Origin of the sequence: Clavibacter sp. CT19 (genome assembly GCF_027858075.1) — a bacterium.
Lineage (GTDB): Bacteria > Actinomycetota > Actinomycetes > Actinomycetales > Microbacteriaceae > Clavibacter > Clavibacter tessellarius_A.
This window is the reverse complement of sequence record NZ_JAQHYR010000012.1, coordinates 16,470-41,592: the sequence shown is the minus strand read 5'-3', so window position 1 is coordinate 41,592 and position 25,123 is coordinate 16,470. Positions and strand designations below refer to the sequence as shown.

At 71.4% G+C, this 25,123-nt stretch carries 23 protein-coding genes; 9 read left to right on the top strand and 14 right to left on the bottom strand.

The window, feature by feature from the left end; translation table 11 throughout:
• Window positions 1-33: 33 nt before the first annotated feature.
• From fusA to rpoB, 11 genes are all read right to left on the bottom strand, one after another.
• Window positions 34-2,148 carry an elongation factor G gene (gene fusA, locus PED38_RS14345; protein ID WP_063070785.1) on the bottom strand — a complete coding sequence of 705 codons (2,115 nt, stop codon included), beginning with the start codon at window positions 2,146-2,148 and terminating at the stop codon, window positions 34-36.
• Between the two features lie 47 nt (window positions 2,149-2,195).
• Window positions 2,196-2,666, bottom strand: coding sequence for a 30S ribosomal protein S7 (gene rpsG, locus PED38_RS14340; RefSeq protein ID WP_012039311.1), 471 nt, complete (start codon window positions 2,664-2,666; stop codon window positions 2,196-2,198).
• Complete coding sequence (gene rpsL, locus PED38_RS14335) at window positions 2,666-3,040, bottom strand: 30S ribosomal protein S12 (RefSeq protein WP_012039312.1); 375 nt, start codon at window positions 3,038-3,040, stop codon at window positions 2,666-2,668. The genes rpsG and rpsL overlap by 1 nt, the downstream gene beginning before the upstream one ends.
• A gap of 264 nt (window positions 3,041-3,304) precedes the next feature.
• Window positions 3,305-3,730, bottom strand: coding sequence for a DUF6121 family protein (locus PED38_RS14330; RefSeq protein ID WP_270981773.1), 426 nt, complete (start codon window positions 3,728-3,730; stop codon window positions 3,305-3,307).
• 19 nt (window positions 3,731-3,749) lie between these two features.
• The gene (locus PED38_RS14325; RefSeq protein ID WP_063070784.1) at window positions 3,750-4,733 is read right to left on the bottom strand and encodes a hypothetical protein; all 984 of its coding nucleotides are present in this window, start codon (window positions 4,731-4,733) and stop codon (window positions 3,750-3,752) included.
• Between the two features lie 73 nt (window positions 4,734-4,806).
• The gene (locus PED38_RS14320) at window positions 4,807-5,637 is read right to left on the bottom strand and encodes an amino acid ABC transporter ATP-binding protein (RefSeq protein WP_063070783.1); all 831 of its coding nucleotides are present in this window, start codon (window positions 5,635-5,637) and stop codon (window positions 4,807-4,809) included.
• Window positions 5,624-6,289, bottom strand: a complete 666-nt coding sequence (locus PED38_RS14315; RefSeq protein ID WP_063070782.1) for an amino acid ABC transporter permease — start codon at window positions 6,287-6,289, stop codon at window positions 5,624-5,626. The genes PED38_RS14320 and PED38_RS14315 overlap by 14 nt, the downstream gene beginning before the upstream one ends.
• Before the next feature lie 44 nt (window positions 6,290-6,333).
• Entirely contained in the window at window positions 6,334-7,182 is an 849-nt protein-coding gene (locus tag PED38_RS14310; protein ID WP_063070781.1) for an amino acid ABC transporter substrate-binding protein, read from the bottom strand.
• A 179-nt stretch (window positions 7,183-7,361) separates the two neighbouring features.
• Complete coding sequence (locus PED38_RS14305; protein WP_254654464.1) at window positions 7,362-7,838, bottom strand: hypothetical protein; 477 nt, start codon at window positions 7,836-7,838, stop codon at window positions 7,362-7,364.
• Between the two features lie 141 nt (window positions 7,839-7,979).
• Window positions 7,980-11,879 carry a DNA-directed RNA polymerase subunit beta' gene (locus tag PED38_RS14300; RefSeq protein ID WP_063070779.1) on the bottom strand — a complete coding sequence of 1,300 codons (3,900 nt, stop codon included), beginning with the start codon at window positions 11,877-11,879 and terminating at the stop codon, window positions 7,980-7,982.
• 47 nt (window positions 11,880-11,926) lie between these two features.
• Entirely contained in the window at window positions 11,927-15,415 is a 3,489-nt protein-coding gene (rpoB, locus tag PED38_RS14295) for a DNA-directed RNA polymerase subunit beta (protein WP_270981772.1), read from the bottom strand.
• Between the two features lie 305 nt (window positions 15,416-15,720).
• Here rpoB and PED38_RS14290 point away from each other — a divergent pair, with 305 nt between their 5' ends.
• From PED38_RS14290 to PED38_RS14265, 6 genes are read left to right on the top strand one after another with little or no spacing between them, the layout of a single operon-like run.
• Entirely contained in the window at window positions 15,721-16,389 is a 669-nt protein-coding gene (locus tag PED38_RS14290; protein WP_270981771.1) for an MBL fold metallo-hydrolase, read from the top strand.
• 53 nt (window positions 16,390-16,442) lie between these two features.
• Window positions 16,443-17,300 carry a spermidine synthase gene (locus PED38_RS14285; RefSeq protein WP_063070776.1) on the top strand — a complete coding sequence of 286 codons (858 nt, stop codon included), beginning with the start codon at window positions 16,443-16,445 and terminating at the stop codon, window positions 17,298-17,300.
• Window positions 17,301-17,343: 43 nt separating this feature from the next.
• The gene (locus tag PED38_RS14280) at window positions 17,344-18,528 is read left to right on the top strand and encodes a PQQ-dependent sugar dehydrogenase (RefSeq protein WP_063070774.1); all 1,185 of its coding nucleotides are present in this window, start codon (window positions 17,344-17,346) and stop codon (window positions 18,526-18,528) included.
• A gap of 10 nt (window positions 18,529-18,538) precedes the next feature.
• Window positions 18,539-19,069, top strand: coding sequence for a hypothetical protein (locus tag PED38_RS14275; RefSeq protein WP_270981770.1), 531 nt, complete (start codon window positions 18,539-18,541; stop codon window positions 19,067-19,069).
• A 36-nt stretch (window positions 19,070-19,105) separates the two neighbouring features.
• A complete protein-coding gene (locus PED38_RS14270) occupies window positions 19,106-19,603 on the top strand; it encodes a SprT-like domain-containing protein (RefSeq protein WP_063070772.1) in 498 nt (165 codons plus the stop codon).
• Entirely contained in the window at window positions 19,600-20,313 is a 714-nt protein-coding gene (locus tag PED38_RS14265) for a CGNR zinc finger domain-containing protein (protein WP_063070771.1), read from the top strand. Before PED38_RS14270 ends, PED38_RS14265 begins: the two co-directional genes overlap by 4 nt.
• Before the next feature lie 10 nt (window positions 20,314-20,323).
• Here PED38_RS14265 and PED38_RS14260 read toward each other — a convergent pair whose 3' ends face one another.
• From PED38_RS14260 to PED38_RS14250, 3 genes are all read right to left on the bottom strand, one after another.
• On the bottom strand, window positions 20,324-20,626 hold the full coding sequence (locus PED38_RS14260; RefSeq protein ID WP_063070770.1) for a DUF427 domain-containing protein: 303 nt from the start codon (window positions 20,624-20,626) through the stop codon (window positions 20,324-20,326).
• A gap of 163 nt (window positions 20,627-20,789) precedes the next feature.
• A complete protein-coding gene (locus tag PED38_RS14255) occupies window positions 20,790-21,386 on the bottom strand; it encodes a 2-phosphosulfolactate phosphatase (RefSeq protein WP_063070769.1) in 597 nt (198 codons plus the stop codon).
• Window positions 21,370-21,870, bottom strand: coding sequence for an EVE domain-containing protein (locus PED38_RS14250; protein ID WP_063070768.1), 501 nt, complete (start codon window positions 21,868-21,870; stop codon window positions 21,370-21,372). Before PED38_RS14250 ends, PED38_RS14255 begins: the two co-directional genes overlap by 17 nt.
• A 69-nt stretch (window positions 21,871-21,939) precedes the next feature.
• On the opposite strand from PED38_RS14250, the gene PED38_RS14245 reads away from it, so the two are divergent.
• The 3 genes from PED38_RS14245 to PED38_RS14235 all read left to right on the top strand — a co-directional run bounded on the left by PED38_RS14245 (window position 21,940) and on the right by PED38_RS14235 (window position 24,995).
• Complete coding sequence (locus PED38_RS14245) at window positions 21,940-22,479, top strand: hypothetical protein (RefSeq protein ID WP_063070767.1); 540 nt, start codon at window positions 21,940-21,942, stop codon at window positions 22,477-22,479.
• Between the two features lie 85 nt (window positions 22,480-22,564).
• Complete coding sequence (locus tag PED38_RS14240; protein WP_063070775.1) at window positions 22,565-23,212, top strand: DUF1684 domain-containing protein; 648 nt, start codon at window positions 22,565-22,567, stop codon at window positions 23,210-23,212.
• Between the two features lie 235 nt (window positions 23,213-23,447).
• Window positions 23,448-24,995: a DEAD/DEAH box helicase gene (locus PED38_RS14235; RefSeq protein WP_063070766.1), complete on the top strand. Its 1,548-nt coding sequence runs from the start codon at window positions 23,448-23,450 to the stop codon at window positions 24,993-24,995.
• Window positions 24,996-25,123 lie beyond the last annotated feature (128 nt).

Sequence of the window (25,123 nt, the reverse complement as noted above, 5' to 3'; positions counted from 1 at the left end):
ACTGAAACGGCGGATGCCGCTCGAACTGGAGGGCTACTCGCCCTTGTTCTTCTGGACGATCTCGTCGGCGACAGCCTTCGGGACCTCGGCGTAGCTGCCGAAGCTCATCGAGTACACCGCGCGGCCCGAGGTCTTGCTCCTCAGGTCGCCGACGTAGCCGAACATCTCCGACAGGGGGACGTTCGCGGTGATGACCTTCACACCGCTGGCGTCCTCCATCGCCTGGATCTGCCCGCGCCGCGAGTTCAGGTCGCCGATGACGTCGCCCATGTACTCCTCGGGCGTGCGGACCTCGACGGCCATGAGCGGCTCGAGCAGCACGGGCTTCGCCTTGCGCGCGGCCTCCTTGAAGGCCATCGAGCCGGCGATCTTGAACGCCATCTCCGAGGAGTCGACGTCGTGCGCGGCGCCGTCGAGCAGCGTCGCCTTCACGCCGACCATCGGGTAGCCGGCGAGGACGCCGACCTGGAGCGCGTCCTGGATGCCCGCGTCGACCGAGGGGATGTACTCCCGCGGGACGCGACCGCCGGTGACCTTGTTGTCGAACTCGTAGGTCTTCTCCGCGGTCACCTCCATGGGCTCGATCTTGATCTGGATCTTGGCGAACTGGCCCGATCCACCCGTCTGCTTCTTGTGGGTGAAGTCGTGCTTGTCGACCGTGCCGCGGATGGTCTCGCGGTACGCGACCTGCGGCTTGCCCACGTTCGCCTCGACGTTGAACTCGCGCTTCATGCGGTCGACCAGGATGTCGAGGTGGAGCTCGCCCATGCCCTTGATGACCGTCTGACCGGTCTCCTGGTTCTGCTCGGTGCGGAAGGTCGGGTCCTCCTCGGCGAGCTTCTGGATGGCGACACCCAGCTTCTCCTGGTCGGCCTTCGTCTTCGGCTCGATCGCGACCTCGATGACGGGCTCGGGGAACGTCATGGACTCGAGCACGATCTGCTCGCTCGGGTCGCAGAGCGTGTCGCCCGTGGTCGTGTCCTTGAGGCCGATGACCGCGTAGATGTGACCGGCGGTGACCGAGTCGACCGGGTTCTCCTTGTTGGAGTGCATCTGGAAGATCTTGCCGATGCGCTCCTTCTTGCCCTTGGTCGAGTTGATGACCTGCGAGCCGCCCGCGATGGTGCCCGAGTAGACCCGGACGTACGTGAGGCGGCCGAAGAACGGGTGCACCGCGACCTTGAACGCGAGAGCCGAGAACGGCTCGGTCGCGTCGGGCTTGCGGATGATGATCTTCTCCTCGTCGCGCACGTCGTGGCCCTCCATGGGGGGCACGTCGAGCGGGCTGGGGAGGTAGTCGATCACCGCGTCGAGCATCGGCTGGACGCCGCGGTTCTTGAACGCGGAGCCGCACAGCACGGGGTAGATCTCGCTGTTGACGGTGAGCTTGCGGATGGCGGCCTTGATCTCCGCCACCGTCAGCTCCTCGCCGCCGAAGTACTTCTCGAGCAGCGCGTCGTCGGTCTCGGCGACGGTCTCGAGCAGCTTGGCCCGGTACTCGTCCGCCTTGTCCTTCAGGTCCGCGGGGATCTCCTCGATCTCGTACTTCGCACCGAGCTCGACGTCTCCCTTGGAGTCGCCGCGCCACGTGAGCGCGCGCATCTCGACCAGGTCGATGACGCCCTCGAAGCCGCTCTCGGCGCCGATGGGCAGCTGGATGACCAGCGGCTTGGCGCCGAGGCGGTTCACGATGGTGTCGACCGTGAAGTAGAAGTCCGCACCGAGCTTGTCCATCTTGTTGACGAAGCAGATGCGCGGCACGTCGTACTTGTCGGCCTGGCGCCACACCGTCTCGGACTGGGGCTCGACGCCCTCCTTGCCGTCGAACACGGCGACCGCGCCGTCGAGGACGCGGAGCGAACGCTCCACCTCGACGGTGAAGTCGACGTGCCCGGGGGTGTCGATGATGTTGATCTGGTTCTTGTTCCAGAAGCACGTCGTCGCGGCGGACGTGATCGTGATGCCGCGCTCCTGCTCCTGGGCCATCCAGTCCATCGTGGCGGCGCCGTCGTGGACCTCGCCGATCTTGTGAGTGATGCCCGTGTAGAACAGGATGCGCTCGGTGGTGGTGGTCTTGCCGGCATCGATGTGAGCCATGATGCCGATGTTGCGGACCTTGTTCAGGTCGGTGAGCACGTCCTGTGCCACAGGTTCCTCCGAAAGGGGTTGGTGGTGCTGTCGAACGAGGTGAACGACTACCAGCGGTAGTGCGCGAAGGCCTTGTTCGACTCGGCCATCTTGTGGGTGTCCTCGCGGCGCTTGACCGCGGCACCGAGGCCGTTGGATGCGTCGAGGATCTCGTTGGTGAGACGCTCGGTCATGGTCTTCTCGCGACGCGACTTGGCGTACGTCGTGAGCCAGCGGAGCGCGAGGGTGTTCGCGCGGTGCGGCTTGACCTCGATCGGCACCTGGTAGGTGGAGCCACCCACGCGGCGCGAACGCACCTCGAGGGCCGGACGGACGTTGTCGAGCGCCTTCTTCAGCGTGACGACGGCGTCCTGGCCGTTCTTGGCGGCGACGCCGGCGAGGGCGTCGTACACGATCTTCTCGGCGAGGCCCTTCTTGCCGTCGAGCAGGATCTTGTTGACGAGCTGGCTGACGATCGGCGCACCGTAGACGGGATCTGCGACGACAGGGCGCTTGGGGGCGGGACCCTTGCGAGGCATTACTTCTTCTCCATCTTCGCGCCGTACCGGCTGCGAGCCTGCTTGCGGTTCTTCACGGCCTGGGTGTCGAGCGCGCCGCGGACGATCTTGTAGCGCACGCCGGGGAGGTCCTTCACGCGACCGCCGCGGACGAGCACCATGGAGTGCTCCTGCAGGTTGTGGCCCTCACCGGGGATGTAGGCCGTCACCTCCTGGCCGTTGCTGAGCTTGACGCGGGCGACCTTGCGGAGAGCCGAGTTCGGCTTCTTCGGCGTGGTCGTGTACACGCGGGTGCAGACGCCGCGCTGCTGCGGGTTGGCCTTCAGGGCGGGCGCCTTGGTCTTGACGACCTTGGGCGTGCGGCCCTTGCGGACCAGCTGCTGGATGGTTGGCACTACGGGACTCCTCGATGCTGCACGGTGACAGCGGGTTGATGGTCAGCATTCGACGCCCGCGGACGGGATCGAGTTCAACTGGACCCGCGCGTCCGCCGACCACGGGAGTGGGAGGCGCCGGCGGGTATGCCGTGGGGGCCGGCCGAATGACCGAACCCTGGACGGTGCGCGTATGGCCGGCTCGGGCGCCCCGACTTCACGGCACGACACGAGCGCACGCCTGAGCGCACACCCCCGCAACGATACAGTTCCGCGACTCGCCGGTCAAACGGTGGACGAGGGGCCCCGAGCGGCCAAGGCCACGGCCCCGAGGCCGAGGAGCGCGGATACCCCGAGCACGGCGATCCCGAACGGATCCACCAGATGCCGCCCGGCGAACGCGAGGCTCGCGAACGCGTCGGCCCCGCCGAGGAGGTAGAGCGCGCCGCCGAGGATCCCGTAGGCCAGCCACGACGCCGCAGCCCAGCCGAGCACCCCGGCCGCCGGGATCCGGCGCTCGCGGTCGGCCTCCCGCGTCGTGCGGATCAGCCCGCCGGCGAAGACGAGGGTGGCCGAGACCACCATGACCGGGCCGAGCAGCACGCCGGCATCCCGCTCGGGGATCACGTCGTCGCCTCCGAACAGGGCGACGAAGCCGAAGAGGCAGACGACGAGCGCGACGTGCATCACGGCGGCCAGGAGGGGGATCACTCCCCCAGCCTGTCACGCGTCAGCGGTGGTCCGGCTGCTCCTGCAGCTTGCGGTCGTACTCGGCGCGCGCCTCGGTGTTCTTGGCCTTCACGCGGCGACCGCGGGCGCTGATGCCGAGGCCGAACCAGGTGATGAGCTCGCGCGCGAGCAGGCCCGCGAGGATCCCGTCGGGGAAGGTCACGATGCGCTGCAGCACGAGCGCCTGCTCGGACGGCGCCAGGGCGAGCACGTCGTTCTGCAGGAGGCGCGTCGCGACGTAGGCGACGTAGACGAGGATCGCCATCGGCAGGCCGCCGAGGACGAACGCCCACCAGCCGCCGCGGTTCACGAGGAGCGTCAACAGGACGAACAGGACGAGGAACGCGATCGCCGGGACGTAGAAGACGGGCGACGAGATGTAGCGCGTGAAGGAGTCGCCGAACGCGTTCGGGTCGCGGACCGAGCCGAGGAGCGCTGCGCCGAGCGAGAAGAGCAGGGCGAAGAGGATGCCGGCGACGACGGCGATGAGCACGCCGAAGCCGCGGTTGCCGCGCTTCTCCGGCGGGGTCGGCGCCTGGACGTAGATGGGCTGCGACTGGCGCGCCGTCTCCTCGTCGCGGGCCCGGCGGTCGCGCTCGTCGCGCTCGCGGGCGTCGGCCTCGCGGGCCTCGCGCTCGCGGCGCTCCCGCTCCTCGACGTCGCGCTGGCGCGCCTCCGCCTCGCGCGCCTCGACCTCGCGGGACTCGCGCTCCCGGGCATCGCGCTCGCGGGCCTCGGCGATGCGGGCCTCCGCCTCGCGGGACTCGCGCTCGCGTGCCTCGCGGGACTCGTGGTCCTCGTCGACCGGGGCGGCGAAGGCCGTCTCGTCGAAGGTCGAGGTGTTGTCGGCGCGGGCGTCGTCGACCGTGCGGTCGGCGGGGCCGTCGTCGAAGGCGGCGGCCGTCGACTCGTCGGCGGGGCGGGCGTCCCGCGGCTGGTCGGCCTCGTCGGGCTGTCGGTGCGGGGCGGGCCTGTCGTCGGTCATGGCACGAACCTACCTCGGCGCGGGCCGCGCACCCGGGCGGCGTGCCGGGGATCGGCCAGAACGGACAGGGGGCCTAGAACGGCTCGAGGAGGCGCTGGAGGAAGCGCCGCGTGCGCTCCTCGGCCGGGTGCTGGAGCAGCTGCGACGGATGCCCGCGCTCGACCACGACCCCGCCGTCCATGAAGACGACCTCGTCCGCGACCTGCCGGGCGAACGCGAGCTCGTGCGTCACGATCACCATCGTCCAGGACTCGTCGGCGAGCTCCTTGATCACGCTCAGCACCTCGCCCACGAGCTCCGGGTCGAGCGCGGACGTCGGCTCGTCGAAGAGCAGGATCTGCGGCCGCAGCGCGAGCGCGCGCACGATGCCCACGCGCTGCTGCTGGCCGCCGGAGAGCTGGAACGGGTGCTGGTCGCGTTTGTCGGCGAGGCCGACGCGCGCGAGCAGCTCCTCCGCCTCGCGCGTCGCCTCGGCCACGGGCCGGCGCTGCACGTGGACAGGACCCTCGATGACGTTCTCCAGCACCGTCCGGTGCGGGAACAGGTTGTACTGCTGGAAGACCATCGCGGAGCGGTCGCGGAGGGCGAGGAGCTCGCGGTTCCGCGGCTTCGCGCCGAAGTCCACGCGGAGCGGGCCCGTGGTGCCGGCGCGCGAGTCGGCGTCGGCGGCCGCCACCTCGACGACGCCGGCCTCGGGCACCTCGAGGCCGTTGAGCGAGCGGAGGACGGTGGTCTTGCCGGATCCGCTCGGGCCGATGAGCGCGGTCACGCCGCCGCGGCGCACCTCGAGGTCGATGGAGCGGAGGACCTCGTTGTCGCCGAACGACTTGCGGAGCCCCCGGACGGTGAGGACGGGCTCTCCGGGCGCACGGGGCGCCACGGGCGCGGGATCAGTGGGCGACATACCGGTCGAGCCTCCTCTCGAGGCGGGTCTGCGCGAACGACAGCACGAGGCAGACGAGCCAGTAGATCAGCGCGGCCTCGAGGTAGAGGATCATGAACTCGCCCGTGACGGCCGCGATCTGCTGCGACTGCCGGAAGAGCTCGGTCACGAGGATGGTCGAGGTGAGGGACGTGTCCTTCACGAGGCTGATGAAGGTGTTCGACAGCGGCGGCACGGACACACGCGCGGCCTGCGGCACGATGACGCGCCGCAGCGTCATGGCCCGGGACATGCCGATGGTGTGGCCCGCCTCCCACTGCCCGCGGGGCACGGAGAGGATCGACGCCCGGATGATCTCGGCGGCGTACCCGCCGACGTTCACCGACAGGGCGATGACCGCGCTCGGCCACGGCGGCAGCACGACGCCGATGGCCGGGAGGCCGTAGAAGATGACGAAGAGCTGCACCAGCAGCGGCGTGCCCCGCACGACGGAGATGTAGAACCGGGCGATCGCGGAGACCACGCGGTTGCCGTAGAGGCGCATCAGCGCGATGCCCAGCGCGATCACGAGCCCGAGGACGAACGTGACGAGCGCGAGCGGGATGGTGCCGCGGATCGTCTCGAGCGCGAGCGGCCCGAAGGACGACAGGATCAGCTCCCACTCCCTCGACATGCGTCCCCCTCGTCCCGTCCTCGACCGTCAGCGTACGCGGGCGGCTACTGGGAGACGTCCGCGCCGAAGTACTTCTCGGAGATCTGCGCGAGCGTGCCGTCGGCGCGCAGGTCGGCGAGGGCCTGGTCGACCGCGGTGACGAGGTCGTCGCTGCCCTTGCGGAAGACGAGCGCGCTGAGCGACGGGTCGTCGGTCTCGGCGGCGACCTGCAGGTCGGAGGCGCCCTGCTGCTTCTGGTAGTCGAGGAGCGTGAGGCGGTCGTTGATCGTCGCGTCGACCCGGCCCTGCTGGAGGAGCGCGACGGCCTGCGCGAAGCCCTCGACGGCCTCCACCTTGGCGCCGCTCTTCGTGGCGAGCTCGTTCCAGTTGCTGGTGAGCGACTGCGCGGTGGTCTTGCCGGCGAGGTCGGTGAACGAGGAGATGCCGGAGTCCGAGCCCTTCACGATGATCACGCCCGGCGACACCGTGTACGGCTCGGAGAAGTCGTAGGCCTTCTTCCGGTCGTCGGTGATGGAGATCTGGTTCGCGATGACGTCCCAGCGGCCGGACTCGAGGCCGGCGAAGATCCCGTCGAACTGGGTCTCCTCGAAGACCGGCTTCACGCCGAGCTTCCCCGCGACCGCCGTGGCGACCTCGACGTCGTAGCCGGAGAGCGCGCCGGAGCCGGATCCCTCGTGGAAGGAGAACGGCGAGTAGGTGCCCTCGGTGCCGATGACCAGCTCGCCCGCGGCCTTCACGTCGGAGAGGCTCGAGGCGGCTGCCGGCGTGCCGGAGGTGCCCGTGCCGCCGCCCGTGCCCGCGTCGCCCGAGGCGCAGCCGGCGAGGCCGAGGGCGGCGACGGCGACGAGGCCCGTGAGGGCGAGTGCGGGACGGAGGCGGGAGCGGAGGGTCATGGGGGTCCTTGCGTTCTCGGCGGATCCGCGGGGGATCGGCGCGTGCGGGATGCGGAAGCGGCGGCGGGATGCCCGGGTCTGCCGGGGAGCGCCGTCCGCCATGGTCTCAACGCCGACGCCACGTCGGTATTCCCATGTCGGCGGATGACGCCCGGTCGGCGCGGCGACGCACCCGCCCGTCAGAAGAGCGGCTCGGGATCCGTGCCGTCGCCTTCCCCCACAGGGCCGATCTCGCCCTCGAGCTCCTCGAGCCGCAGGTTCACGATGCGGTCGAGGGCCTGGCGGATGACGGGCGCGAGAGGCGCCAGCTCGCGTGCGAGGGCGGCGTCGACCGCCTGCTGGATCTCCGCGTGGTGCTCGCCGTAGTCGACGAACGCGGGCATGCCGAAGGGATGGTCGCGGTACACGGGGCCGCGGGAGTCGAGGTAGAGGCGCTCGCGTGCGTCCTGGGCGGCCTCGGCGCGGGCCGTCTCGAGGGCGGCCAGCAGCGGGTGCATGGCGGAGTGCGGGGCGTCGCGGGGGATCGCCTCGTGCTGGGCGAACGCGGACGCGTCGCACGCGGCGCAGGATCCGCACGGCCCGGTCGCCGACGAGGCCGCCTCGGTCGCGTGGCGGAGGGCGTGCGCGCGCCAGGCCAGGACCACGTCCTCGAGCATCCGCACGACGCCTCCTCGGGTCCCGGCGCGGGGCCGCCGGTACGCGCCCCACTGTATCGCCGGCCGGGAGAGGGGCCGGGGACGAGGAAGGGCCCCGCCGGAGCGGGGCCCTTCTCATCGTGCGCTCGCGCGCCGGCGGTCCTAGTTGTAGGTGCCGGGCGTGTAGTCGTCCGAGCTGAAGCTGTCGAAGTCGACGAAGCTCAGGTCGGACTCGTTGAACACCGACTCATCCGTGAAGATGCGGTTCGGGTAGCGCTCGGCCTTGGCCTCCTCCGTCGCGGTGACGGTGACGTCGCGGTACTTCGCGAGCCCCGTGCCGGCCGGGATCAGCTTGCCGATGATGACGTTCTCCTTGAGGCCCATCAGCGGGTCGGACTTGCCCTCCATGGCGGCCTGCGTGAGCACGCGGGTCGTCTCCTGGAAGGACGCGGCCGACAGCCACGACTCGGTCGCGAGCGAGGCCTTGGTGATGCCCATGACCTCCTGACGGGCGGAGGCGGTCTTCTTGCCCTCCGTCAGCGTGGCGCGGTTGACCTCGTTGTAGCGGGCCCGGTCGACCAGCTCACCGGGGAGGAGGTCGGTGTCGCCGTGCTCGACGACCGTGACCTTGCGCAGCATCTGCCGCACGATGACCTCGATGTGCTTGTCGTGGATCGGGACGCCCTGCGAGCGGTAGACGCCCTGGACACCGCCCACGAGGTGCTTCTGCACCTCGCGCACGCCCTTGACCCGGAGGACCTCCTTCGGGTCGATGGCGCCGACGTGCAGCTGCTGCCCGAGCTCGACGTGCTGGCCGTCCTCGACGAGGAGGGTCGCGCGCTTGAGCACCGGGTAGATGTGCGGCTCGTCGCCGTTGTCCGGGGTCAGGATCACCTTGCGGCTGCGATCCGTGTCCTCGATCGTGATGCGACCGGCGGCCTCCGCGATGGGCGACGCACCCTTGGGGGTGCGTGCCTCGAAGAGCTCCTGCACGCGGGGCAGACCCTGCGTGATGTCGTCCGCCGATGCCACACCACCGGTGTGGAAGGTGCGCATCGTGAGCTGCGTGCCGGGCTCGCCGATCGACTGGGCCGCGATGATGCCGACGGCCTCACCGATGTCGACGAGCTTGCCGGTGGCGAGCGAGCGGCCGTAGCAGGCCGCGCACACGCCGACGGCGGACTCGCACGTGAGGACCGAGCGCACCTTGATCTCGTGCACGCCGGCCGCGATCAGGTGGTCGATCATGACGTCGCCGACGTCGCTGCCCGCGGGGGCGACGACCTCGCCGGCCTCGTTGACCGCGTCGGCGGCCAGCGAGCGGGCGTACACGGAGTTCTCCACGTTGGAGTCGCGGACCGACGTGCCGTCCGCCGCCGGGGTGGCGATCGGCAGGTCGAGGCCACGGCCGGTGCCGCAGTCGTCCTCGCGGATGATGACGTCCTGCGACACGTCCACCAGACGACGGGTGAGGTACCCGGAGTCGGCGGTGCGCAGCGCGGTGTCGGCCAGTCCCTTGCGGGCGCCGTGGGTGGAGATGAAGTACTCCGCCACCGTCAGGCCCTCGCGGTACGAGTGGACGATCGGGCGGGGGATGATCTCGCCCTTCGGGTTCGACACGAGGCCGCGCATGCCGGCGATCTGGCGGACCTGCATCCAGTTGCCTCGTGCCCCGGAGGACACCATGCGGTTGATGTTGTTGTCGGCGGGGAGGTTGTCCTCCATCGCCTTCGCGACCTCGGCCGTGGCCTTGTTCCAGATCTCGATGAGCTCCTGACGACGCTCGGCGTTCGTCGTGAGGCCCTTCTCGAACTGGCCCTGGACCTTGGCGGCCTGCTTCTCGTAGCCCGACAGGATGGCCGCCTTGGTGGGCGGGGTCAGCACGTCGGAGAGCGCGACCGTGACGCCGGAGCGCGTGGCCCAGTAGAAGCCCGCGTCCTTGATCCGGTCGAGCGCCGCGGCGACCTCGACCTTGGGGTAGCGCTCCGCGAGGTCGTTGACGATCTCGGAGAGCTTGCCCTTGTCGGCGACGGCCTCGATGTAGGGGTAGTCGACCGGCAGGGTCTCGTTGAACAGCGCGCGACCGAGGGTGGTCTCGAGCAGCACGGGACCGACCGTCTTGCCCTTCTCGTCGAGCTCGACGCCCTCGGGCGTCTCGCCCTCGGCGAAGTAGAGGTCGTGCAGGCGGATGCGCACCTTGGCGTTGAGGTCCAGCGAGAGCTGGTCCTTCGCCAGGATGGCCTCGGCCACCGAGCTGAACGCGCGACCCTCACCGGCGACGCCCTCCTTGAGGGTGGTCAGGTGGTGCAGGCCGATGATCATGTCCTGCGTGGGCAGGGTGACCGGGCGTCCGTCCGACGGCTTGAGGATGTTGTTCGAGGCGAGCATCAGGATGCGCGCCTCGGCCTGGGCCTCGACCGACAGGGGCAGGTGGACGGCCATCTGGTCGCCGTCGAAGTCCGCGTTGAACGCGGCGCAGACGAGCGGGTGCAGCTGGATGGCCTTGCCCTCCACGAGCTGGGGCTCGAACGCCTGGATGCCCAGGCGGTGGAGCGTGGGCGCGCGGTTGAGCAGCACGGGGCGCTCGCGGATGATCTCCTCGAGCACGTCCCAGACCTGTCCGCGGCTGCGCTCGACCATGCGCTTGGCGGCCTTGATGTTCTGGGCGTGGCTCAGGTCGATCAGGCGCTTGATGACGAACGGCTTGAACAGCTCGAGCGCCATCTGCTTGGGCAGACCGCACTGGTGCAGCTTGAGCTGCGGTCCGACGATGATGACCGAGCGGCCCGAGTAGTCCACGCGCTTGCCGAGCAGGTTCTGGCGGAACCGGCCCTGCTTGCCCTTCAGCATGTCGCTGAGGGACTTGAGCGCGCGGTTGCCGGTGCCCGTGACGGGACGACCGCGGCGGCCGTTGTCGAACAGCGCGTCGACGGCCTCCTGCAGCATGCGCTTCTCGTTGTTCACGATGATCTCGGGGGCGCCGAGATCCAGCAGACGACGGAGGCGGTTGTTGCGGTTGATGACGCGGCGGTAGAGGTCGTTCAGGTCGCTGGTCGCGAAGCGTCCGCCGTCGAGCTGCACCATCGGGCGCAGCTCCGGCGGGATGACCGGGACGACCTGCAGCACCATCGCGGCCGGCGAGTTGCCGGTGGCGAGGAAGGAGCTGACGACGCGCAGGCGCTTGATGGCGCGGATCTTCTTCTGGCCCTTGCCGGTGGCGATCTGCTCGCGGAGCAGCTCCCCCTCGGCCTCGAGGTCGAAGGCCTCCAGGCGCTTCTGGATCGCCTCGGCGCCCATGTGGGCCTCGAAGTAGATGCCGAAGCGGTCCTGCAGCTCGTGGAAGACGGCGTCCTCGGGCTTGAGCTCGCCGACCTTGAGGCTGCGGAACTCCTCCCAGACGCGCTCGAGGCGGGAGATGTCCTCGTCGAACGCCTTGCGCGTCTGACCCATCTCCTTCTCGGCGCCGTCCTTCGCGCGGCGCTTCTGGTCGCTCTTGGCGCCCTCGGCCTCCAGCGCGGCCAGGTCGGTCTCGAGGCGCCCGAGGCGCTCCGCGATCTGGCTGTCGCGCTGGTCCTGCAGGGTCTTGATCTCGAGCCGGAGCTCGTTCTCGAGGCCGGGCATGTCCTCGTGGCGAGCATCCTCGTCCACGCTGATCACCATGTAGGCGGCGAAGTAGATGACCTTCTCGAGGTCCTTCGGCGCCATGTCGAGCAGGTAGCCGAGGCGCGACGGGACGCCCTTGAAGTACCAGATGTGCGTGACGGGCGCGGCGAGCTCGATGTGGCCCATGCGCTCGCGGCGGACCGCGGACTTGGTGACCTCGACGCCGCAGCGCTCGCAGACGATGCCCTTGAAGCGCACCCGCTTGTACTTGCCGCAGGAGCACTCCCAGTCGCGGCTGGGTCCGAAGATCTGCTCTCCGAAGAGGCCGTCCTTCTCGGGCTTCAGCGTGCGGTAGTTGATGGTCTCGGGCTTCTTGACCTCACCGTGCGACCAGCGGCGGATGTCGTCGGCCGTGGCCAGGCCGATCCGCAGCTCATCGAAAGTTGTTACGTCGAGCAATTTTCCTTCTCTCCTTGGAAAGCTTCGAGTCGAAAGTCGTGTCGGGCTTAGATGTCGTCGATGCTGGACGACTCGAAGCGGGTGGAGATGTTGATGCCGAGCTCCTCCGCCGCGCGGAAGACCTCGTCATCCGTGTCGCGCAGGCTGACCGCCTGGCCGTCCGCCGAGAGGACCTCGACGTTCAGGCAGAGGGACTGCATCTCCTTGATCAGGACCTTGAAGGACTCGGGGATACCCGGTTCCTGGATGTTCTCGCCCTTGACGATGGCCTCGTACACCTTCACGCGGCCGAGGATGTCGTCCGACTTGATGGTGAGGAGCTCCTGGAGCGCGTAGGCCGCTCCGTATGCCTCGAGCGCCCACACCTCCATCTCGCCGAACCGCTGGCCGCCGAACTGGGCCTTACCGCCCAGGGGCTGCTGCGTGATCATCGAGTAGGGACCCGTCGAGCGCGCGTGGATCTTGTCGTCCACCAGGTGGTGCAGCTTCAGGATGTACATGTAGCCGACCGAGACGGGCTCGGGGAACGGCTCGCCGGAGCGGCCGTCGAACAGGCGCGTCTTGCCGCTGGACCCGATGAGGCGGTCGCCGTCGCGGGTGACCGTCGTCGAGTCGAGCAGGCCGGCGATCTCCTCCTCGAGCGCTCCGTCGAACACCGGGGTGGCGACCTTCGTGCCGGCCGGGGCCTGGCGCGCGTGGTCGGGCAGGCGCTCGGCCCACTTCGGCTTGCCCTCGACCTCCCAGCCCTGCTTGGCGATCCACCCGAGGTGGGTCTCCAGGACCTGGCCGAAGTTCATGCGGCCGGGGATGCCGAGCGGGTTGAGGATGACGTCGACCGGGGTCCCGTCGGCGAGGAACGGCATGTCCTCGACCGGCAGGATCTTGGAGATGACGCCCTTGTTGCCGTGACGGCCGGCGAGCTTGTCGCCCTCGGTGATCTTGCGCTTCTGCGCGATGAACACCACGACGCGCTGGTTGACGCCCGAGCCGAGCTCGTCGTCGCCGTCCTGCGAGTCGAAGACCTTGACGCCGATGATCGTGCCCTGCTCGCCGTGGGGCACCTTCAGGGACGTGTCGCGGACCTCGCGGCTCTTCTCGTTGAAGATCGCGCGCAGCAGGCGCTCCTCGGCGCTGAGCTCGGTCTCGCCCTTCGGCGTGACCTTGCCCACGAGGATGTCGCCGGGGCGGACCTCGGCGCCGATGCGGATGATGCCGCGCTCGTCGAGGTCGGCGAGCAGCTCCGGGCTGACGTTGGGGAGGTCGCGGGTGATCTCCTCCTTGCCGAGCTTGGTGTCGCGCGCGTCGACCTCGTACTCCTCGATGTGGATGGAGGAGAGGGTGTCGTCCTTGACCAGGTTCTGGCTCAGGATGATGGCGTCCTCGAAGTTGTGGCCCTCCCACGGCATGAACGCGACGAGCAGGTTCTTGCCGAGCGCGAGCTCGCCGTTCTCCGTGGCGGGGCCGTCGGCGATGACCTCGCCGGCCTCGATGCGGTCGCCGGCCGAGACCAGGACGCGGTGGTTGTAGCTCGTGCCCTGGTTGGAGCGGTCGAACTTGCGCAGGTAGTAGGTCTGCGTGCCGCCCGCGTCGAGCTGGATGGTGACGACCTCGGCCGACACCTCCTGGACGACACCCGCGGCGTCGGCGGTGAGGACGTCGCCGGCGTCGATCGCCGCGTAGCCCTCCATGCCGGTGCCGACGAGCGGGCTCTCGCTGCGCAGCAGCGGGACGGCCTGACGCTGCATGTTCGCGCCCATGAGGGCCCGGTTCGCGTCGTCGTGCTCGAGGAACGGGATGAGCGAGGTCGCGACCGACACCATCTGGCGCGGGGAGACGTCCATGTAGTGGACGTTCTCCTTCGCGACGAGCTCCACCTCACCGCCCTTGGGACGGACGAGGACGCGGTCCTCCGCGAAGCGGAAGTCCTTCGTGAGGGGCGCGTTGGCCTGGGCGACGAGGAACTCGTCCTCCTCGCTGGCCGTGAGGTAGTCGATCGTGTCGGTGACCACGCCGTCGACGACGCGACGGTACGGGGTCTCGATGAAGCCGAACGAGTTGATGCGGGCGAACGACGCCAGCGAGCCGATCAGGCCGATGTTCGGGCCTTCCGGGGTCTCGATGGGGCACATGCGGCCGTAGTGCGACGGGTGGACGTCGCGGACCTCGACGCCGGCGCGCTCACGGGACAGACCACCCGGGCCGAGCGCCGAGAGGCGGCGCTTGTGGGTGAGACCCGCGAGCGGGTTGTTCTGGTCCATGAACTGCGACAGCTGGCTCGTGCCGAAGAACTCCTTGATCGCGGCGACGACGGGGCGCACGTTGATCAGGGTCTGCGGCGTGATGGCCTCGATGTCCTGCGTGGTCATGCGCTCGCGGACGACGCGCTCCATGCGGGACAGGCCGGTGCGCACCTGGTTCTGGATGAGCTCGCCGACCGCGCGGATGCGGCGGTTGCCGAAGTGGTCGATGTCGTCCACGTCGAGGCGGAGCTCGACGGGCTTGCCGTCGCGGGTGCCGTTCATCTTCGTCTCGTTGGCGTGCAGCGAGACGAGGTACTTGATGGTCGCGAGGATGTCCTCGACCGTCAGCACCGAGTCGGTGAGCTGCTTGTCGATGCCGAGCTTGCGGTTGATCTTGTAGCGACCCACCTTCGCCAGGTCGTAGCGCTTCGGGTTGAAGTAGAAGTTGTCGAGCAGCGCGCGGGCGGCCTCGGCGGCGACCTGCTCGCCCGGACGGAGCTTGCGGTAGATGTCCTTGAGGGCCTCCTCCTTGGTGAGGATGGAGTCCTTCTCGAGCGTGAGCTCGATGGACGCGACGCCCTTGAACTCCTCGAGGATCTGCTCGCTGGTGAGGCCGAGGGCCTTCAGGAACACGGTGACCGACTGCTTGCGCTTGCGGTCGATGCGGACACCGACCTGGTCGCGCTTGTCGATCTCGAACTCGAGCCAGGCTCCGCGGGACGGGATGACGCGGGCGGAGTAGATGTCCTTGTCGGAGGTCTTCTCCTGCTGGCGCTCGAAGTACACGCCGGGCGAGCGGACGAGCTGGGACACGACGACACGCTCGGTGCCGTTGATGATGAACGTGCCCTTCTCCGTCATGAGGGGGAAGTCGCCCATGAAGACCGTCTGGGTCTTGATCTCACCCGTGAGGTGGTTCATGAACTCGGCCTCGACGTAGAGGGGGGCGGAGTAGGTCTTGCCCCGCTCCTTGCACTCGTCGATGGAGTACTTCTGCTCCTCGAGGTACGGGTTCGTGAACCCGAGCTGCATGGTCTCGCCCAGGTCCTCGATGGGGGAGATCTCCTCGAAGATCTCCTCGAGGCCGGAGTTGAGGGCCAGGTCGGTGCGACCCTGCGCGGTGCCCTCCTCGACCCGGCGCTTCCACGCGTCCGAGCCGACGAGCCAGTCGAAGCTCTCGGTCTGCAGCGCGAGCAGGTCGGGGACGGTGAGGGTGTCAGTGATCTTCGCGAACGAGAGCCGCGATGCGTCGCGACCGTTCTTGGGAGTGGGAGTTGCGTTGCGCGCAGCAGCCAAGGAAATTACCTCCGTGGGCCCCGTCGGGCTCCGATGTCGTCGATACGCCGAGACCGACCCGGGTGGTGACCCGTGCCGATCCTGATGGAGTTGCTCGCCACACCTCGCGGGTGGGGCTCGGGATGGACCCGAGCGCACACGATGACCGACCGCAATATGAAGGCAAAAGGGAGTGGGAGCGCAAAGGATCACCATACGGGTCGCGACGCGCCATGTCCAGCGGAATCTTGCATCCTCGGCGTGTCTCGGTGTATAACGTCCGGTCGCCCTCTCGCCGGGCGTCCCGGCACGCGTAGCGTCGGGGCATGAGCTCCCCCTGGCACGTGACCCCCGGCGGCCCCTCGCACGTGCACCGGGCGGGCGACGTGGAGATCCGGAAGGCCTCCGTCGGGCCGATGGACAACGACGCGTACCTCCTCACCGACCTCGACTCCGGCGAGCGCCTGCTCGTCGACGCGGCGGCCGACGTCGACCGGCTGCTGGCGCTCGTGGCGGAGCCGGATCCCGTCGGCCGGCTCGCGGTCGTCGTCACGACCCACGGCCACGCGGATCACCACGGCGCGCTGGCGGCCGTGCTCGACGCGACCGACGCGACCAGCGCCGTGGGCGCGGCGGACGCGGGCGACCTGCCGGTCGACGCGGACCGGCGCCTCACGGACGGCGACGAGGTCGCGTTCGGCGGCGTCGCGCTCCGCGTCGTCGCCCTCCGCGGACACACCCCGGGGAGCGTCGCGCTCGTCCTCGAGCCGGGCGACGGCAGCACGCACCTCTTCACGGGCGACTCGCTCTTCCCGGGCGGGGTCGGGAACACGCAGGGCGACGCGGATCGCTTCCGGCAGCTGATGGACGACGTGGAGGCGCGCCTGTTCGCCCGCTTCCCCGACGACGCGATCGTGCACCCCGGCCACGGCGACGCGACGACGCTCGGCGCCGAGCGCGGATCCCTCGCCGGCTGGCGGGCGCGCGGCTGGTGACGGGACGCCGGGCCGCCCGGTCGACGCCCGGGGCCTGCGCCTAGGCTGAGGAGATGCCCGAGCACCCGTCGACCGTCCTGTCCCTGAGCGGGCACCGGGCCGTCATCGAGCCCGACCGGTTCGTGCCGGGCGCGTACCAGCTCGTGGTCGACGGCACGCCCCAGTCGCACGTGAACATGGACGACCCGGGTGAGCTGTTCTTCGAGTACGTGCAGCGCATGGGGCACGTCATCGACCTGCTCGGCGACCCCGGCCAGCCCATCACGGCGCTGCACCTCGGCGCCGGCGCCCTCACCATCCCGCGGTACGTCGAGGCCACCCGGCCCGGATCCCGCCAGCAGGTCATCGAGCTGGAGCAGGACCTCGTCGACCTGGTGCGCGAGCACCTGCCGTGGTCGCGGAAGGCCTCCATCCGGCTCCGCTACGGCGACGCGCGCGACGTGCTGGGGCGGCTGCCGCAGGGCCTCCGCGGATCCGTCGACCTCGTCGTGACGGACGTGTTCAGCGGCGCCCGCACGCCCGCCCACATCACGAGCCGCGAGTTCCACGCGGAGGCGGCGTCGTTCCTCGCGCCCGGCGGGATCATGACCGTCAACGTCGCCGACGGCCACGGCCTCGCGTTCGCGCGCGGGCAGGCGGCGACCATCCGGGACGTGCTGCCGCACGTCGCCGCGCTCGCCGAGACGCAGGTGCTCAAGGGCCGCCGCTTCGGCAACGTCGTGTTCGCGGCGTCGGCCACGCCGCTCCCGTTCGACTTCGTCCCGCGCCTGCTCGCGGGCGGGCCGCACCCCGCCAAGGTCGTCGAGGGCCGCGAGCTCGCCGACTTCATCGCGGGCGCGTCCGTCGTCACCGACGCCACCGCCGTGCCGTCCCCCTCCCCCGCCCGCAGCGTCTTCCAGACGAGGCCCTGACCGGTCACCCGGGCGACGTCGCCCGCCGATCCACCGGAGTCCCATGAACCGCCGCTCCCGCACCCGCCCGGCGCGCCTCGCCGCGCTCGGGCTCGCCGCCCTCGTCGCGCTCACGGGCTGCACCACCGACGACGGCTCGCCCGTGGACGTGCGCGCGACCGAGCCGCCGTCGCCCTCCCCCACGAGCACGGACGCGGCGAGCGCCGGCGTCGCCCCCTCCGGCACCCCGACGGCGATCACGACGGGCCTCGTGTCGCCGTGGTCGACCGCGGAGCTGCCGTCGGGCGCGCTGCTCGTCAGCGAGCGGGACACGGCCCGGATCGTCGAGGTGCTCGGCGACGGGACCACGCGCACGGCCGGCACGGTCGCGGGCGTGGGTCCGCTCGGCGAGGGCGGGCTGCTCGGGATCGCGGTGCGCGAGGCCGAGGGCGCCACGCAGCTCTACGCGTACCTGACCAGCGCCGTCGACAACCGCATCGTGCGCATGGACGTCACGGGCGAGCCCGGATCGCTCGGGCTCGGGCCGGCCGAGGACGTCGTCACGGGGATCCCGCGCGACGCGAACCACAACGGCGGCCGCATCGCGTTCGGTCCCGACGGCATGCTCTACGCGACCACGGGCGACGCGAACCTCCGCGACGCCGCGCAGGACCCGATCTCGCTCGCCGGCAAGATCCTCCGCCTCACGCCCGACGGGCAGGGCGCGCCCGACAACCCGACGCCCGGCTCGCCCGTCTACTCGCTCGGGCACCGGAACCCGCAGGGGATCGCGTGGGACGCCGAGGGCAACCTCTGGTCCGCGGAGTTCGGGCAGGACACCTGGGACGAGCTGAACCTCATCCGGCCCGGCGGGAACTACGGCTGGCCGGTCGTGGAGGGCGCGACGGACGACGCCGCGGACGACGGGTACGTCGACCCCGTGCACCAGTGGAGGACCGACGACGCGAGCCCGAGCGGCATCGCGGTCGCGGGCGACACGATCTTCATGGCGGGCCTCGGCGGCCAGCGCCTCTGGGTCATCCGGCCCGGCGCCGTCGTCACCGACCCCATCCCCGACGACCGCGTGACCGAGTTCTACACGCGCGAGTTCGGCCGGATCCGCGACGTGCAGGCCGCACCCGACGGCTCGCTGCGCATGCTCACGAACAACACCGACGGCCGCGGGACGCCGCGCGAGGGCGACGACAAGCTGCTCCGGGTCGAGCTCATGCCGATCCAGGCGGGATAATCTCTTCCTCGTGACAGGCACCGCGATCATCATCGGCTACGACAGGGACACCCTCCGGGAGAAGGTGGACCTGCGGGCGGCCGGCGAGCGCCTGGACGAGCTGGAGAACCTCCGCAGCCTCTCCGCGATCACCGAGAAGGTGGCGCTCCTGCGCATGCTCAGCCGGCTCGACGAGGCGTGGGACATGGCGAACGCCGCGGTCCGCCAGGCGCGCTTCACGGGCGACCGGGAGACGCTGCTCGCCTGCCGCATCCGCCGCGCCCAGGTGCAGCAGTACCAGGGCAAGCTCGACATCGCGCTCCAGGACCTCGGCGGCTGCGTCGACGAGGCCCGCGCGCACGAGTGGTACGCGCTGGAGGCCTTCGCGCTCCAGCACCGCGGCAAGGTGCACTTCGACCGCGGCGACTACCGCCTCGCGCTCAGCGACTTCGAGGACGCGTACACGCTCCGCACCCGCGAGGGCCTGCCCAGCGACCAGCTCGAGAGCTCGGCGCTCGCGATCGACGTCGCCAAGGAGCGCATCGCCGCCCAGCCCGCGTGATGGGCCCCCTCCTCCCCCGGCCGACGGCGGCCGGCCGTGGCTGATCTCGCCCGCGTGCGCATCTGGGCCGAGGCCCTGATCGCGCTGCACCTCGACCCCTCCTGGTCCTTCGCGTTCGACCACGCCCGCACGCGGGCCGGCGCCTGCCACTACGGCGACAAGCGCATCACGGTGTCGCGGCACCTCGCGGGGCGCTTCGAGGACGACGAGATCCACCAGGTGCTGCTGCACGAGGTCGCGCACGCGCTGGCCGGATCCCGCGCCGGGCATGGCCCGAGGTGGAAGAAGGTGGCCGCGGAGCTCGGCTACGAGGGATCGCGGCTGCACTCGGGCGCCGTCGCCGAGGAGCTCGCGCCGTGGGTGGGCGCGTGCCCGGCCGGCCACGCGCACTTCCGCTACCGGAAGCCGACCCGGCCGCTCGCCTGCGGGCTGTGCTCGAAGCGCTTCGACCGGGCGCACCTCATCGCGTGGACCAAGCGCGAGGTGCCGTCGGGGTCCTCGGCGGCCTCCGCGCACCGCGAGGGCGCCGCGTGAGCCGGGCGCCCGGATCCGAGCGGCCGACCGGGCAGTGGATCGACGACCCGGACGGCCTGCGCTGGTTCCTCGACACGGGCGCCGTGAGCCTCGACCTCGCCTACACGGGGGCGCTCGGGGATCCGGAGCCGCGCGAGACGCTGCCCGACGCGGCCGCGCTCGGCGCCTGGCTGAGCGAGCACCTGGCGCCCGTCTCAGAGCCGGGCGAGCGCGACCTCGCGGACGCGCGCACCCTCCGGCAGGCGATCGGCGACATCGCGGCGGCCCTCGCCGACGGCCGGGAGCCCGCGCCGCGCGATGTCGACGTGCTCAACCTGTACGCGGCGACGCCCGACCTCCCGCCGGCGCTCGGCGGCGGATCCCGCCAGGCCGGCCGGGCGCTCGCCCGCCCCGCGCAGGCGCTCGCGTCCGCCGCGCGCGACGCGGTGGCGGTGTTCGGGGCGGGATCCGAGCGCATCCACCGCTGCTCGGCCGACGACTGCACGGTGCTCTACCTCGACACGACCCGTTCGGGCACCCGCCGCTGGTGCTCGATGCGGCGCTGCGGCAACCGCGCGAAGGTGCGCGCCCACCGCGCGCGGCAGCTGCGGGAGCGGCGGACGGGGATCCCGGCCCGCGTGGCGCCCCTGCGGACCGCGACCCCCGCCGCGCCCGTGCCCGTCCGCGGACGCGACGACGGCCCGGGAGCCGGAGCCCCCGAGCCGTCGTGACCGATCCGCGTCACTCGCCGACGCGGACCTCCTTCCAGAACGCGAGGTAGCCGCTGTAGTCGCGGCCCACGCGGTCGAACGAGGAGGGGATGGGCGTCGGGTACGACCAGGCGCGGTCCTGCAGGACGGTGTCGCCGTCCTTCACGGAGTAGTACTGCGTGTCGCCCTTCCACGGGCAGTGGTACGGGGTGGCGGTCTCCGCGAGGAGCGACATGTCGACGCTCTGGGGCGGGAAGTACCAGTTGCCCTCGATCTCGATGAGGTCGTCCTTGGGAGCCTCGGCGACGGTGACGCCGTTCAGCAGTGCCTTCATGGGGTGCCTTTCCTGACGATGCGTGCGTCGCGCGGGCGGCGGCGCCTGGAACAGGGGAACACGCGCGACCGGGAGCCTGTTCCCGCAGGCGGGGACGGCGTCGCAATCCGGCCAGGGCGGGTCGGGCGTCGCGGCGGCTCGGCGGATCAGGCGTCGCGGTGGGTCAGGCGTCGCGGTGGAGGCGGTGCACGACCACGTCGGCGGGACCCGCGGCGAGCGCCTCGGCGACCGCCCCGTCGTGTCCGGCGGCGTCGAGGCGGCGGGCGGAGACGCTCGCGGTCACGAGGTGCCCGACGGCCGGTCGGAGCTGCTGGTACGCCGCGCACGCGACGGCGGCCTCGGGCGACGTCGCGTCGATCCCGAGGGCGGCGAGCGCGTCGACCACGGCGCCCGCGGCGAGCTGGTCCTCGGCGCAGGCGCGCCAGGACCCGTCGGCCTCCACCGCGCCCGCGGCCACCACGGCCACGTACGCGCGGCGGCCGAGCGCGGTCTGGAGGGCGAGGATCCAGTCGGCGACGGCGGGGGCGTCGGCGAGCCCGGCGCTCACGACGGCCGGGCGCGCGGGCATGGTCGCGAGGACCTCGTCGCGCCGGGCGGCGGTGGGCGGCGGGACGGACGGCAGGGCGTCGACCCAGACGATGACGTCGGCGCCGGTCGCGATGCGGCGGGCGCCGGCCACGCCGCCGTCGAGCCGCACCTGGTAGCGGGCCTGCGTCGACGGGTCCGGGTCCGGGTGCGCGGCGTCAGCGGAGGAGGTCACGATCCGATGCTACGGGCGTCCACGGCCCGGACCCTCCGCGGATGACGCGGCGCGACGGCTCGGGCGCCCCGCGGCGCATGGCCTGCCGGATCACCTCGAAGTCGTCGCGCGTGATCTCGAGCAGCCCCGGCGCGAGCTTCCGGCCCCACTCGAGCGAGTCGCGCGTGAAGTCGAGCACGGGGACGAGCGGGCGGATGGGCGCGTCGACCGCGCCGAGGTCCCACTCCATCCGGCGCCGCCACGGCCGCCACTCGCCGACGCGGCCCTGGTACGGCGCGGCGTCGGCGACCCGGCCGATCGCCGTGAAGGAGCGGAGGAGCTGCCCGTCGGGGTACGACTCGCGCGGCGAGTAGTAGACGAAGCCGTCGGCCTCGCCGAGTCGCTCGACGGGTTCGCGGGCGCCGCGGTTGACCTGCGCGATGCCGAGGTCCAGGCCGTCGAGCACGCGGTCGCGCGAGACGACGCCCACCCAGTACCTGATCATGTCCGTCCCATCCTGTCCCACGGCGGCCGGGCGGCGGGCGCGCCCAGCCGCGCGGAGCACACTGGGGGCATGCGCGTGCTGCTGAAGACCATCCTCGACTGCGATCCCGACGCCGCCTGGCGCGCGCTCCACTCGCCCACCGTGATGCGCGAGGTCGCGGGCCCGCTCGTGGACTTCGTGCCGGTGGAGGACGGCGGCTTCCCCTCGAGCTGGGACGGCCGCGAGCACGTCGCCGCGATGCAGACCGGGCCGTTCACGGCCGGTCGCCAGAGCATCCGCCTGCGCGACATGAAGCCGCGCGTCGAGGGCGTGCGCATCGTGCGCGACGACGGTCACGGGATCTCCGGGCTCATGGCGATCCCCACGAGCATGCGGCACAGCATGGCCGTCTCCGCGGATCCCGCGGGCCCGGACGCCGACGGCCGCGTGAAGACCCTCTTCCGCGACCAGCTCGAGTTCGAGGCTGGGCTCCTCGGCCCGGCCATGTGGCCGACCTTCTGGGCCTTCTGGCAGTGGCGCGCGTTCCGGCTGCGCCAGCTCGCGCCGACGTGGGCGTACGACTGGGAGCCCACGGCGGACGACGCCGGCGCCGACTCATCCGCCGCCTGACGAGCGCCCGACGCGGGCTGTCCTCCGGATGATGTCCGGCACCGCGTCCCCGCGCCCCGCGGCGCCTGACGCGTACGGTGTCCCCATGCCCTCCGCCGAGACCGCCCTCCACGTCGCCGACTGGCGCCGCCGCACGCACGAGATGTACGCGGAGGTGCGCTGGGTCGCGCAGACGGATCCCGCGGCCGCGCACGCGATCTGGCGGCGGACGCGCGACGACCTGTTCCGCAGCCACCCGGCGACGCCGCTCCTCCCCGAGCACCGCGCGGACTTCGACCGTCTCGACGTGGCGGACTACGACCCGGCGTGGCGGTTCGAGCTGGAGATCCACGACGACCGCGGCGAGGAGCGCCACGAGGTCGAGACGGGCACCGACGGCGTCGTCCCGTTCGAGCTGCTCGGATCCGTGCACCTCCCCGCGGCCGACGGACGTGAGGCCGGCACCCTCGACGTCTGGCGCCTCGCCAGCTACGGCGGCGGCCTGCACCTGCCGGTGAAGGACGCCTCGCACCGGCGCGAGGGCGGCACCTACGGGGGCGGCCGGTACCTGCTCGACACGGTGAAGGGATCCGACCTCGGCCCGGGTGCGCCCGGTTCGATCGTGGTCGACCTCAACTTCGCCTACAACCCCTCCTGCGCCTACGACCCCGAGTGGGCCTGCCCCCTCGCGCCCGCCGGGAACGTGCTCGGATTCGAGGTGCCCGTGGGCGAGATGGGCTTCTCCCCGAGCTGACCTGCTACGGTGGGAGGACTTGCGAGCACACCATCGTGCTCCCTGCGTCGAGAGAACGCGTTCCCTCCTCGCCCCGATCAGATCGCCGCACAGGCCGACGGGGTCGAGTGACATCTTTCTTTTGGCGAACGGATGCGCCCATCGGCGCCTTCGCCATCCTCCGCTTCCGTGCGTCATCGCACATCCCGAGAACGCACACCGGGGCGGACCCCTGCCTGGAAGGCAACTCCCCCGCATGTCCACTGACACCTTCGGCGCGCTCGGCGTGCCCGCACCCCTCGTCCAGGCCCTCACGGCGAACGGCATCACGACGCCGTTCCCCATCCAGGTCGACACGCTCCCCGACACCCTGAACGGCCGCGACGTGCTCGGCCGCGGCAAGACGGGCTCCGGCAAGACGCTGGCGTTCGCCATCCCGATGATCGCGCGCCTCGGCGGCGGTCTCGCCGGCGGCCGTCGTCGCCCGGGCCGCCCGCTCGGCCTCATCCTCGCGCCGACCCGCGAGCTCGCCACGCAGATCACGGCCGCCATGGCGCCGCTCGCGGAGGCGTACAACCTCACCACCACGACGATCTTCGGCGGCGTCTCGCAGCAGCGCCAGGTCGCGGCCCTCAAGGCCGGCGTCGACGTGGTCGTGGCCTGCCCCGGCCGCCTCGAGGACCTCATGAAGCAGGGCTTCGTGAACCTCGACGCCGTGGAGATCACCGTCCTCGACGAGGCCGACCACATGGCCGACCTGGGCTTCCTGCCCGTCGTGACGCGGATCCTCGACAAGACCCCGAACACCGGCCAGCGCATGCTGTTCTCCGCCACGCTCGACAACGGCGTGGACAAGCTCGTGCGCCGCTACCTGCACGACCAGGTGCTGCACTCCGTCGACGAGGCGAACTCGCCCGTCGCGGCCATGACGCACCACGTGTTCGAGGCGACCGACGTCGAGGCCAAGCGCCTCCTCGTGCAGAAGCTCGCGTCCGGCTCCGGCCGCCGCATCCTCTTCATGCGCACGAAGCACCACGCGAAGAAGCTCGCGAAGCAGCTCACCGACGCGGGCATCCCGTCGGTGGACCTGCACGGCAACCTCTCGCAGGTCGCCCGCGACCGCAACCTCGCGGCGTTCTCCGCGGGCGACGTCAAGGTCCTCGTGGCCACCGACGTCGCGGCGCGCGGCGTGCACGTCGACGACATCGAGCTCGTGATCCACGTCGACCCGCCGGCCGAGCACAAGGCGTACCTGCACCGCTCGGGCCGCACGGCGCGCGCGGGCTCCGCGGGCGACGTCGTCACGATCATGCTGCCGGCGCAGCGCAAGGACGTGCAGCTCCTGATGCGCAAGGCCGACATCCACGTCACGCCGCAGCAGGTCACCGAGTCCTCCCCCGCCGTGGCCGAGCTGACGGGCGCCGTCGCGGCGTACGTGAAGCCCGCGCCCCGCGAGACGAAGTCGGTCCGCGAGACCACCCAGCGCCAGTCGCAGGGCGGCCGCGCCAACGGCGCCGGACGCTCGCAGGGCGCCAACGCGCAGCGCAAGCGCGCGGCCCGCGACGGCGCGCCCGTCGGCGGCGGTCGCCGTGAGGGCGCCGCGTCCGGTCGTCGCGACGGCGCCGCCTCGGGCGGACAGCGCGGCGGCGGCACGCCCCGCACCTTCAGCACCTCCTCCGAGGGCTTCGGCGGCGGCTCGTCCGTCGGCACCGCGCGTCCCCGCCAGGACCGCCCCGCGGCCTCCGGCGGCGCCGCGGCCGGCGGTCGTGCGCGCACGCACCGCCGCGTCTCCAGCGGACGCTAGAACCGCGCGGCGTGCAGCGCACGCCGGCATGACGCCGAGGGCCCCCGTCGACGACGGGGGCCCTCCGTCGTCCCCGCGCCGCCGATCCGGGACGGCCCGCACCCGCGCCGACGACGCGTCCGTGCCCC

Bases quoted from the DNA above. Each gene is read 5' to 3' on its own strand.
- PED38_RS14290 (WP_270981771.1), top strand. From the start codon at position 15,721: ATGAGCTCCCCCTGGCACGTGACCCCCGGCGGCCCCTCGCACGTGCAC.
- PED38_RS14320 (WP_063070783.1), bottom strand. From the start codon at position 5,637: ATGTCGCCCACTGATCCCGCGCCCGTGGCGCCCCGTGCGCCCGGAGAG.
- rpsG (WP_012039311.1), bottom strand. From the start codon at position 2,666: ATGCCTCGCAAGGGTCCCGCCCCCAAGCGCCCTGTCGTCGCAGATCCC.
- PED38_RS14250 (WP_063070768.1), bottom strand. From the start codon at position 21,870: ATGATCAGGTACTGGGTGGGCGTCGTCTCGCGCGACCGCGTGCTCGAC.
- PED38_RS14325 (WP_063070784.1), bottom strand. From the start codon at position 4,733: ATGACCGACGACAGGCCCGCCCCGCACCGACAGCCCGACGAGGCCGAC.
- PED38_RS14245 (WP_063070767.1), top strand. From the start codon at position 21,940: ATGCGCGTGCTGCTGAAGACCATCCTCGACTGCGATCCCGACGCCGCC.
- PED38_RS14305 (WP_254654464.1), bottom strand. From the start codon at position 7,838: ATGCTCGAGGACGTGGTCCTGGCCTGGCGCGCGCACGCCCTCCGCCAC.
- PED38_RS14315 (WP_063070782.1), bottom strand. From the start codon at position 6,289: ATGTCGAGGGAGTGGGAGCTGATCCTGTCGTCCTTCGGGCCGCTCGCG.
- PED38_RS14240 (WP_063070775.1), top strand. From the start codon at position 22,565: ATGCCCTCCGCCGAGACCGCCCTCCACGTCGCCGACTGGCGCCGCCGC.
- PED38_RS14285 (WP_063070776.1), top strand. From the start codon at position 16,443: ATGCCCGAGCACCCGTCGACCGTCCTGTCCCTGAGCGGGCACCGGGCC.
- PED38_RS14310 (WP_063070781.1), bottom strand. From the start codon at position 7,182: ATGACCCTCCGCTCCCGCCTCCGTCCCGCACTCGCCCTCACGGGCCTC.
- PED38_RS14280 (WP_063070774.1), top strand. From the start codon at position 17,344: ATGAACCGCCGCTCCCGCACCCGCCCGGCGCGCCTCGCCGCGCTCGGG.
- PED38_RS14235 (WP_063070766.1), top strand. From the start codon at position 23,448: ATGTCCACTGACACCTTCGGCGCGCTCGGCGTGCCCGCACCCCTCGTC.
- PED38_RS14260 (WP_063070770.1), bottom strand. From the start codon at position 20,626: ATGAAGGCACTGCTGAACGGCGTCACCGTCGCCGAGGCTCCCAAGGAC.